Source organism: uncultured Granulicatella sp., assembly GCF_963521425.1.
In the GTDB taxonomy this organism is placed as follows: domain Bacteria; phylum Bacillota; class Bacilli; order Lactobacillales; family Aerococcaceae; genus Granulicatella.
The window spans coordinates 1-10,015 of sequence record NZ_CAUQUN010000040.1 but is presented as its reverse complement, the minus strand read 5'-3'; the positions used below and the strand labels follow the sequence as shown (position 1 = coordinate 10,015).

The window sequence follows — 10,015 nt, the reverse complement described above, 5'->3', positions numbered from 1 at the left end:
CCATTCCAATTACAATACCATTAATTTTATAAAATGGCTTAAAACTATACAAACTGTCCGCTATCGCATAGATATATACTTTTTCTGCTTGATTTTGGACATACTCCATTGCTAACGAAATCATGCCAACTTGAACTTCCATAAATTTATCTTCGAATTTATTCATCTTTCGTCTCCTTCTATTTATACTTTTTATTATTTCAGATTTTGGTTCACCATCAATCTTATAATTAACTTCAAAACTACAAATAATTATAAGAAAATATATACTTATAGGAGTATATCCTGATAACCAATTTCAGACAATTCGCCATTAACAAATTTTATTCCTATGCCATTTTCTTTATCCCAATCACACTCACATAAAAAACCAAACTCTTCAATATTTTCATCAAATGTTAAAGGAAACATGATTTGTTTAGCTTGCAACAAAGAATAAATTTTATCTTTATCTCCAATGATATCTAAAAAATATTTCTTTTCGTTATTATTCGTGTAACTTGAAACAATATCTGATATTTCACAATTGTAATATGATATAATTGCCGAATCTGCCTCTTTTACTATTTCATCTAAGTGATTATTGAAAAATCTATAAGCTTTTTCCTGATTAGTTTCAAATTCAGCATCTTCATCCGCATCAATATTGATTTCCAAAATATGGTGCTTATTGAAAATATCTAGAGAAATATCTTTTGTCCAACCGTAATTGAATTTTATTTTACCAAAAGTTTTATGATTTATTTGCATTGTTTTTTTAAACCTTTCTTTCTATAAAACAAATAGTTTTTTTAACTTCAGCTATCCCACCTAGATGTTCAAATTTACTATTAACAACAGATGGAACTAATTGCATTGTTTCCATATCATTTAATTCATCCAAGTGAGCTTCCCTTGTTTCCGAAGTTTTGTAATCTCTTTTCTTTACTGATTCAAATACTTTCCAGGAACTTATTTCTCAATTATACCAGTATCTGTATATTAATTTTAAATCGATTACTTTTGAAAAAAACTTAATAAATATGACTAATTTTTTCTAACCTTGAACATTTTATAAAAATTTGCTTTGATACTTTTCCATTTCTTGAAAAAGTTGTTCTTGAATATTATCTTTTGGTGCAACTTTCATGTATTTATACCTGAAATAGTTCATACGATCAGTTGGTCCAAATTGTGAAGCATTCCAATCAACATAGTCAAAATGGCTGCTAAGTTTATTATTTTTATAAATAAAACTTGCATTTTTCCATACCTCAATATGATTATTTTCAAAAATATTCCATAGTTCTCTTGCTAAAACATAATTCTGATAATCCATTTTTTCAAAAGTCTTCTCATCAACTTTGAAATCATCAGGAATTAATAAACTATAAAATAAATTATCGTTATCTGCTACTTTGAAGAAAAAATATACATTCCCACCAGTTTCCGACATTTCAGAATTTATATAAATTTCATCCCAATCAACAGGAATGGTCTTATTAACATTATTTATTAATTCATATATTTTATCTTGAATTTGCTTCTCAACTGTCATTTTCGTTGGTAACTCCCCTTCAATTCTAATGAAAATTTAAGGGAACATCTATTCAGATAATTCCCTCAATTATGCTCTTAGTTCTGTATCAAACCCATAAATTCTGAAAATGTCTTAGCTAAAAAATAGGCGTTATTTTCATCATTTGAGGATTCTAATTGATACGTATCATCGTAATAATATAGGCCTTCATTCTCATCATCACTTTGCCAAAATAGTAGAAATCCGTGCTGAATAGTGTCACCAATAATAATGGAATGTTCAAAAATATCATTCCGATATTCTTCTGTCCACTGCTCTATATCAGCATTTTTAATTCCCGTATTTATACCAAACATAGTATCAATATTAATAACTTCATCAATTTGATGAATCTTAATTGAATTTTCAAATTTATAGGATAAATTCCTTCCTCCATTTTGTGTAACTAAAAATTCTTTGTAGTCCACTGGAAGTTTGATATCAAATCGTTTTTCTATAAGGTTGATATCTTTTTCTTCCGCATGCCCAAATGAGTCTATAGTTAATACCATTTTATTTACCTCCTAATTTCAGAATTGAGATGACACCTCTATGAGTAAAACGTCTATGAATAGCACTATCCACCTCTTAGAGAGTCTTACTATCCTAATGATGATACCAAGTATTACCTAATCCATCATCACCAGCCATAGAGAAATCTTTGATTCTTCCTTCAAAACCATTATCAAGTACAAATTTTTTTCACTTGAGGTGGGATTCCAATTTTAAAGTCTGGAAATTCATCTATGTATTTAATAATATTTCCTTCCCAGTCAGTATATATACATTCTGATGGAATTTTACTGCTGTCAACTTCTCAAATCCCGTGATAAAATCTAGACATTAATTCAATTCTTCAATAGAACTTTCGCTTTATCTGAGTTTAGAAAGTTTTTCAATATATTCAAAGTCCGTTCGACTGATTCTTTATCACGACCGTACACTCTTCTTATACTCTTATCATCAATAATCTTGGATAAAAAAGTGACTGAAAATCTCTGTCTATCCGTTTGAGTGAACCAAATGTTAAATAAGCCACCCTCTCCGGCTTCCAATTGCGTATTTTTACCGGTTGATGAAATACCTATTGTCATATGATAACCATTATACGTGAACGGAAAATTAAAATTTTCATCATCTCCTTCATTAATCGTAATTGTATCAAGATCAATCGAAAAAATTTTCTCTAAAGCTTGTTTGACATTCTGATACCCCAAACTATCTCTTGTAGGCAAGTAACCTTCAATCATTTATAAGCCCTCCAGATATTTCTGAAATTCTCAAACTTCTATTATTTTGATATAGCCATATCAACTATTTTTCCCGTTTTTATATCGACTTTTAAACTTCTAGCATAAAAATCAGTCGCATAAAGCCACCCATCTCCCAAAGTCATCTGTTCAAAGGGATAACTATTATTACTGTATCCACTATTATTTATCGTCCAAACTACATTTCCACTACCATCAACCCTTAAAATGTTATTTTTTCAATATCATTATCAAAAGGAATGTCCAATAAAACAACAAATTCGTCACCATATTCAATTATATTTCAGATTTCAAATTCAAAACATTTTATAACTTTACTATTTACTATTAATTTATGTTTTTCATATCCTACCATTGTATCAACCTTTCATCTGAGAATTTCTACGTTAAGCAGTCATTTAATCGTTTATTCGGCTTCGTGTTAAATCATTATCCATTACATAGCTAATCCTGTAGCATAACTAAAAACTCTGTAAAGTTAATAGCTACTAACTCTATAGCTGGCTCTAACTCGTAGGACTCTTCGTGATACCAAATACAAATACTCGGATTTTCAGTATCCTCCAAATAGTTTAGACAAAGAAAATCTCCACCATACAATGCTACTATGGGAATCAACTCAAATCCCAAAATATCTTCATGGACAAACAATCTTTCATCCAGTTGGGACATTACAACATCAATGTCATACATGCCAAGTGGATTGTCTTTTGTGTTTTCTAATATACACAAGAATCGCTCAATCAAAAAGGACCTATTTGTTAAAGAAAATAAATTTTTAGAAGGTCGAAAACCATTTTTTCTCTTTATAAATTCCTTATAATCATCAGGCAGTTTAACTCTCCACGCTACTTCTCTTTCCTGTAATAGCGCATCAGTTGGCAAAGGATAAATAATTGATTGATCTTGTTTATACATATCTTATTCTCCTACAGTTCCTCACTTTTTACTTCCTCAAACCATTTTTCAAACTCTAAATTTGGAAGCAATTCTTCATCCTTCTCATAACGCCCTTCATAGCTATAGCGACTATTAAGGGTATTTTTCTGTGCATCATAAATCAACCACATCTCAGTCGGATGTTCACGATTATATTCTTGGCAAACATCTTGCAATTTCCTCATATCTTCAGTTCCATATTTCAATAAAGCAAATGCCATATTATCTGAATCATCTACTTTTTTTGTCGCAACTTCATTAACTTTTTCCATTCCAATTACAATACCATTAATTTTATAAAATGGCTTAAAACTATACAAACTATCCGCTATCGCATAGATATATACTTTTTCTGCTTGATTTTGGACATATTCCGTTGCTAACGAAATCATGCCAACTTGAACTTCCATAAATTTATCTTCAAAAGTCATTTTTTCACCTCTTTAATATCTGATTTATCCTACAAATGTTTGTAATTTTAACATCATTATACGGAAAAATATTATACTACTCAATAAAAAATAACAATATAGAAATGAGATTCGCAAAGTAAAGCTGCTTGCCTCCAGGCTACATTCGAAAAAGTCAATTGTCCTAAACACCCTCATAAACAACCGTCAAAATAGAAATGACTTTTCTCCGTAGCACGAGTACTAGAAGCCGTCCCATCGGATTCTAGTACTGGAAAATTTGAGACCAAGGCTCAAATTTTAGCAATGAGACTCGCTTTTGCGAGGCTACTGGCGTCCATTGCTACCCAAGGAAAAGTCAATTTCTATCATCTTAAACGCAAAAAACACCCTGTGGAAATCCACAGAGTGTTGAAATGTTGATATATAAAATATTAACGTTTTGAGAATTGTGAAGCTTTACGAGCTTTTTTAAGACCTGGTTTTTTACGTTCTTTCATACGAGGATCACGAGTTAATAAACCAGCAGCTTTTAAAGCGCCACGGAAATCAGGATCAACTGTTAATAATGCACGAGCGATACCATGACGGATAGCTCCTGATTGACCAGTGAATCCACCACCATTAACGTTTACTAATACATCGTAAGTTCCGATTGTTTCAGTAATGTTTAAAGGTTGTTTGATTACTTCGTGTAAGTAAGCAAATGGAATGTATTCTTCGATTGATTTTTTGTTAATAGTAATTTTACCTGTCCCTGGTACTAAGATAACACGGGCAGTTGAGTTTTTACGGCGTCCAGTGCCGCGGTATTGTGCTTGAGCCAATGCTTTTTCCTCCTTAAATTAGTGATTGGATGTCTACTGCTACTGGTTGTTGTGCAGCATGTGGATGTTCAGCTCCACCGTAAACATGTAATTTAGTAAATTGACGACGTCCTAAAGAGTTTTTAGGTAACATGCCTTTGATTGATAATTCAACTAATTTACGAGAGTTGTTTGCACGTAATTCACCAGCTGTACGAGCAGTCAATCCACCTGGGTGGTTTGAGTGGTGATAGTAAACTTTATCAGATGCTTTTTTACCTGTTAAAGCAACTTTATCAGCGTTGATGATGATTACGAAATCACCTGTGTCAACGTTAGGTGTAAATGTTGGTTTGTTTTTTCCACGTAAAATGCTTGCAGCAACAGCTGAAAGACGTCCTAATGGTACATCAGTAGCGTCGATTACAACCCAGTTACGTTCAGTAGTGCTAGCTTTTGCCATAAATGTTGTACGCACGATTATTTCCTCCAAATTCTTCTTGGTATTTCTTCACATTGAGTTTAACGGGGCTCAATGGTGGTTTATCTTATTGGAATATCGAGTGATTCCTTTACAAAATGTAAATAATCTCTCAGATAATTATTTAGCTAATGCTGATTTAGCTTGTTCAGCTAAAACAGTGAATGCTGCTGCATCGTTAACTGCTAAGTCAGCTAACATTTTGCGGTTCATTTCGATACCAGCTAATTTTAAGCCGTGCATTAATTTGCTGTAGCTTAATCCGTTTAAGCGAGCTGCCGCATTGATACGTGCGATCCATAATTTACGGAAGTCACGTTTCTTTTGACGACGGTCACGGTAAGCATACATGTATGATTTCATGACTGCTTGTTTAGCTGTTTTAAATAATTTTGATTTCGCTCCGTAGTAACCTTTAGCTAATTTTAAAACACGGTTACGACGACGACGAGTAACTGTTCCACCTTTAACACGTGGCATAATTAATTCCTCCTTGGTCTTTCAGTCTCTTGCGACTGTCTAGAAAATGTAATAGTTTTGCGTGCTGAATTAACGCATTTGACTTAATTGTTGTTTAATACGTTTGATGTCAGTAGCGTGAACCATTGTTTGTTTACGCAAGTGACGACGTTGTTTCTTAGTTTTACCATGGAAACGGTGGCTTGTGAAGGCTTGTGAACGTTTTAATCCTCCACCACCTGTACGTTTGAAACGTTTAGCTGAACCACGGTGTGTTTTTTGTTTTGGCATGAGACTTTCCTCCTGTTACTTTTTACTTGTCATTTTTGGGCGCTAACATCAAGAACATGCTTCGTCCGTCCATTTTTGCCTTTTGTTCGACAGTTGCAAGTTCACTAACTTGTTCTGCCAAACGTTCTAAAACCTTTTGTCCAATCTCTTTATGAGTAATGGCGCGGCCTTTAAAGCGGATTGTAGCTTTCACTTTGTCGCCTTTTTCAAGAAACTTTTGTGCAGCTTTCAATTTCGTATTAAAGTCGTTTTCATCGATTGTAGGGCTTAGACGCACTTCTTTGATATTGATGACTTTTTGATTTTTACGAGCTTCACGTTCTTTCTTTTGTTGCTCAAAGCGATACTTACCATAATCCATAATTCGAGCAACTGGTGGTTTTGCATTTGGCGAAACTAAAACTAAATCTAGTCCAGCTTGTTCTGCTAAACGCAATGCATCGTTTTTTGTTTGAACACCAATTTGTTCACCATTATTGTCAATAACACGTAATTCACGAGCTCGAATTCCATCATTGACCATCATATCTTTTGCTATGATTGTTCACCTCCAAAATTTTTGAGAGAAAAAAGCAAAAAAGCAACGAGAACAAACTATCCCCGCTGCCAATGTCTTCATTAAATAAACATTACTATCGGCCCAAGGACTTCAGTCAACTTAGGCGAGAAGCGGGATGCTTCTGCTTGTTTTCTCAACTTCTGTAGTTTACAGTAATCCTCTCCTCTTGTCAACAGTTTTCTACAAAATTATTTTGATTTTTTTAAATCTCTTTAAAGGTCATCGTTTTTTTATAAAATTTGTTCTATAATATAGTACATAAAGGGAGGAATTTATATGAAAAAGCAGTATTTATGTTTATTATCAAGTTTATTCATTTTAACAGCTTGTAAGAGTCCATCAACAAAAACTTCCGAAACAACTACGACTAAAACAACTGTTTCTTCTACAACTACTTCAACAACTAAAGAATCAACGACTAAAGAACAACCAACTTCCACTAAAGCAGCTTCTGAAACAAAACAAGAAACAACTACTCAAGAAGCTAAAAAAGTGATTGTTAAAAAGAACACTGCTCCAACTTCAATGAATATAGAAGAAATTAAAACAGGAAATCTTTCAAGTATAAAAGGAACTTGGAGAAATGAGTATGGTCAAGAATTAACTTTCCATGAAAATGGAACAGTTTCTATTGAAGAAGCTACTTTTAAAGTACAACCAACTCAAACCCAATATCAAGAGGGGTTGTTAAACTGGATTTTCACTCCATTAGAAAATCAACCAACTGTTGGAAGTGCCATTATGACATTTGTTCCTAAAAATCAAGTTGTAACTTATGGACTTATTGAAGGAAATAAAGATACTTCTGATACATCAAAAGATCGTTTATTCGGTACTCAATCTGCCCTAACTTCAGACGCACTAAAAAAAGCAATGTATTACAAAGTTTCTGAATAATTAAAAATGGCTCGCCCTTTTTGAGGTGGAGCCATTTTTTGTTAATTTCCTAAAAATTTCTCAAGAAACATGCTTGCAATCGTGAAATATACAAATACACTCGTTAAGTCACTGACTGTAGTAATGAATAAACCACTCGCAAATGAAGGGTCAAACCCCATAGAGTCAATTAATAATGGAATTAAACTTCCGGCAATGGTTGCTACTGTAATCGCAAAGAACATTGACACTCCAATGATTCCACCTAAAATCCAGTTTGCTTGCCATAAACCTACTACGATAAAAATAATCAATCCTGTAGCAATCCCACTAATAATCCCTGTTGCAACTTCTGACAATATCGTTTTGACGAAAACTGGTTCATCTTCATTTAATCCAATCTTACGAACTGCTACCGCTAAAGATTGTGTCCCCGCATTCCCTGCTGTACCTGTAATTAATGTAATGAAAATTGAAAGTACACTTGCTTGTCCGATAATTCCTTCATAACGACTTAATAAGGCTGCTGTTGTTAATCCTAAGAATAATAAACTAATTAACCATGGCAAACGTTTTGAGGCTGCAATAAATGGGTTCACAGATTGTTCATCTACGTCTACCCCTGCTAAACCTGAGTAATCACTTGTTGCTTCTTCATCGATAACGTCAATGGCATCATCGACTGTAATAATTCCAATTAGTTTTTCTTCTTCATCAACAACTGGAATTGCTAAGAAGTCATAGTCTCGAATCATTTTTGCTACGGCATCTTGTGCTTCTTGTACTTCAACAGAAACAACACGATCTACCATAATTTCACTAATTTTCACATCTTCTTTATGAACAATTAAGTCTTTAAGCGTTAAGACTCCTTTTAATCGATTCTCTTCATCTACTACATAGACGTAATAAATCGTTTCTGCTTCTTCTGCCATTTTTTTTACAGTCGTCATAGCACTTCCAACTGTTTGACTTTCATGAATAGCGATAATTTCTGTTGTCATCATCGCCCCAGCTGTATCATCTTCATAATTTAATAAATTACGAATTTCGTTAGAAGTTTTATGAGGCATCATGCGCAAATATTTTCTTACTTCATCTTCTTGTACTTGTTGCAAAATATCTACTGCATTATCAGCATACATTTCTGCCAACATTCTTGCAGCATATCGCTCATCCATTTCTCGAAGATATTCTTCCACATCTTCAACATCTTCTTCAATAATTTCAAATACAGGTGCCATGTCTTCTGGCGACAGATATTGATACACCAATTGACGTTGTTCCTCACTTAACGACAAGTAAATTTGTGCTTGGTCATAAGTATGATTTTCTAAAAAGATTTCTTTAAATTGCTGCTTATCATCTGTTTTTAACGTATGATGAATTTGTTCTAAAATTTCATCAAATTCATAAGCCATTTCAGACATCGAATCACCTCTATTAATCATTATTTTTTTGCATAAAATGATTATACCTTTTCTTATCCCCATTCGACAAGTTGAAGTCTATATTTTTATAGATTTTATTGATTGTTTTTGCTACACTGTGATTAAATAAATTAATAAGGAGATATGTTATGAAAAAGAAAATTATTTTATCATCTTTCCTAATTGGAACTTGCTTATACACTTCAACACCAGTTTTCGCTCAAGAATCTACTACCGCTCCTAAGCAAGCCGAACAAGGAAACAAAGAACGCTCTACTAAAAAAGAAGAGAAAAATAAAGAAGTTTCAACTCAAAAAAAAGAAAATAATACCAAAACAACAACTCAAAAAAAAGAAAATTCTTTAAAAAATCAATGGGTACAAGTAGACAATCATTGGTATTACTATAATGAACAAGGAGTTATGTTAAAAAATACTTTTTGGAATTCTTATTATTTCTATAATGATGGAAAAATGGCAAGTAACAAATGGCTTTTTATCAATCAACATTGGTACTATGCAAAGGCTTCTGGAAGTTTAGCAAAGAATGAATGGGTAGATAGTTATTATTTAAAAGCTTCTGGTGAAATGGCAGAAAATGAATGGATTTTTGATCCTACTTATCAATCATGGTTCTACCTGACTCCAGGCGGAAGTTATGCTCACGATACTTGGAAAGGTAATTATTACCTAAAATCTGGTGGATACATGGCAAAAAGTGAATGGATTTTTGACCCTACTTATCAATCACGTTTCTACCTTACTTCAAACGGAAGTTATGCGCACAATACTTGGCAAGGCGACTATTACCTAAAAACTGGTGGATACATGGCGAAAAATGAATGGATTATTGATCATACTTATCAATAATGGTTCTACCTTACTTAAGATTGAAGTTAAGCTCACAATAATTGGAAATGTGATTATTACTTAACA

At 33.0% G+C, this 10,015-nt stretch carries 15 protein-coding genes and 1 other annotated feature; of the genes, 2 read left to right on the top strand and 13 right to left on the bottom strand.

Annotated elements, in window-relative coordinates; translation table 11 throughout:
- Positions 1-270 precede the first annotated feature (270 nt).
- The 12 genes from RWO76_RS08560 to infC all read right to left on the bottom strand — a co-directional run bounded on the left by RWO76_RS08560 (position 271) and on the right by infC (position 6,741).
- Positions 271-750: a DUF6985 domain-containing protein gene (locus RWO76_RS08560; protein ID WP_314355222.1), complete on the bottom strand. Its 480-nt coding sequence runs from the start codon at positions 748-750 to the stop codon at positions 271-273.
- A 7-nt stretch (positions 751-757) separates the two neighbouring features.
- The gene (locus RWO76_RS08860) at positions 758-865 is read right to left on the bottom strand and encodes an HNH endonuclease (RefSeq protein ID WP_399543245.1); all 108 of its coding nucleotides are present in this window, start codon (positions 863-865) and stop codon (positions 758-760) included.
- Positions 866-1,051: 186 nt separating this feature from the next.
- Positions 1,052-1,537, bottom strand: a complete 486-nt coding sequence (locus tag RWO76_RS08555) for an immunity protein YezG family protein (RefSeq protein ID WP_314355221.1) — start codon at positions 1,535-1,537, stop codon at positions 1,052-1,054.
- Between the two features lie 77 nt (positions 1,538-1,614).
- Positions 1,615-2,070, bottom strand: a complete 456-nt coding sequence (locus tag RWO76_RS08550) for an SMI1/KNR4 family protein (RefSeq protein ID WP_314355220.1) — start codon at positions 2,068-2,070, stop codon at positions 1,615-1,617.
- 336 nt (positions 2,071-2,406) lie between these two features.
- On the bottom strand, positions 2,407-2,808 hold the full coding sequence (locus tag RWO76_RS08545; protein WP_314355219.1) for a hypothetical protein: 402 nt from the start codon (positions 2,806-2,808) through the stop codon (positions 2,407-2,409).
- Between the two features lie 465 nt (positions 2,809-3,273).
- Positions 3,274-3,747 carry an SMI1/KNR4 family protein gene (locus tag RWO76_RS08540; protein WP_314355218.1) on the bottom strand — a complete coding sequence of 158 codons (474 nt, stop codon included), beginning with the start codon at positions 3,745-3,747 and terminating at the stop codon, positions 3,274-3,276.
- Between the two features lie 11 nt (positions 3,748-3,758).
- Entirely contained in the window at positions 3,759-4,199 is a 441-nt protein-coding gene (locus RWO76_RS08535) for a hypothetical protein (protein ID WP_314355217.1), read from the bottom strand.
- Between the two features lie 413 nt (positions 4,200-4,612).
- Positions 4,613-5,005 (bottom strand): 30S ribosomal protein S9, encoded by a 393-nt coding sequence (gene rpsI, locus RWO76_RS08530; RefSeq protein WP_006702950.1) that lies wholly within the window; start codon positions 5,003-5,005, stop codon positions 4,613-4,615.
- A 13-nt stretch (positions 5,006-5,018) separates the two neighbouring features.
- Positions 5,019-5,462: a 50S ribosomal protein L13 gene (gene rplM, locus RWO76_RS08525; protein WP_006702951.1), complete on the bottom strand. Its 444-nt coding sequence runs from the start codon at positions 5,460-5,462 to the stop codon at positions 5,019-5,021.
- Between the two features lie 123 nt (positions 5,463-5,585).
- On the bottom strand, positions 5,586-5,945 hold the full coding sequence (gene rplT, locus RWO76_RS08520; RefSeq protein ID WP_006702952.1) for a 50S ribosomal protein L20: 360 nt from the start codon (positions 5,943-5,945) through the stop codon (positions 5,586-5,588).
- A 69-nt stretch (positions 5,946-6,014) separates the two neighbouring features.
- Positions 6,015-6,215, bottom strand: a complete 201-nt coding sequence (rpmI, locus tag RWO76_RS08515; protein WP_005605917.1) for a 50S ribosomal protein L35 — start codon at positions 6,213-6,215, stop codon at positions 6,015-6,017.
- Positions 6,216-6,237: 22 nt separating this feature from the next.
- Positions 6,238-6,741 carry a translation initiation factor IF-3 gene (infC, locus tag RWO76_RS08510; RefSeq protein ID WP_006702953.1) on the bottom strand — a complete coding sequence of 168 codons (504 nt, stop codon included), beginning with the start codon at positions 6,739-6,741 and terminating at the stop codon, positions 6,238-6,240.
- Between the two features lie 43 nt (positions 6,742-6,784).
- Positions 6,785-6,907 (bottom strand) — a sequence feature (ribosomal protein L20 leader region).
- Between the two features lie 143 nt (positions 6,908-7,050).
- Between infC and RWO76_RS08505 the strand changes: the two genes are divergently transcribed.
- The gene (locus RWO76_RS08505) at positions 7,051-7,671 is read left to right on the top strand and encodes a DUF6287 domain-containing protein (RefSeq protein ID WP_314355216.1); all 621 of its coding nucleotides are present in this window, start codon (positions 7,051-7,053) and stop codon (positions 7,669-7,671) included.
- 41 nt (positions 7,672-7,712) lie between these two features.
- Here the strand turns inward: RWO76_RS08505 and mgtE are convergent, their stop codons facing one another.
- Positions 7,713-9,080 carry a magnesium transporter gene (gene mgtE, locus RWO76_RS08500; protein ID WP_314355214.1) on the bottom strand — a complete coding sequence of 456 codons (1,368 nt, stop codon included), beginning with the start codon at positions 9,078-9,080 and terminating at the stop codon, positions 7,713-7,715.
- A gap of 149 nt (positions 9,081-9,229) precedes the next feature.
- Between mgtE and RWO76_RS08495 the strand changes: the two genes are divergently transcribed.
- The gene (locus tag RWO76_RS08495) at positions 9,230-9,949 is read left to right on the top strand and encodes an N-acetylmuramoyl-L-alanine amidase family protein (RefSeq protein ID WP_314355213.1); all 720 of its coding nucleotides are present in this window, start codon (positions 9,230-9,232) and stop codon (positions 9,947-9,949) included.
- Positions 9,950-10,015: the final 66 nt, after the last annotated feature.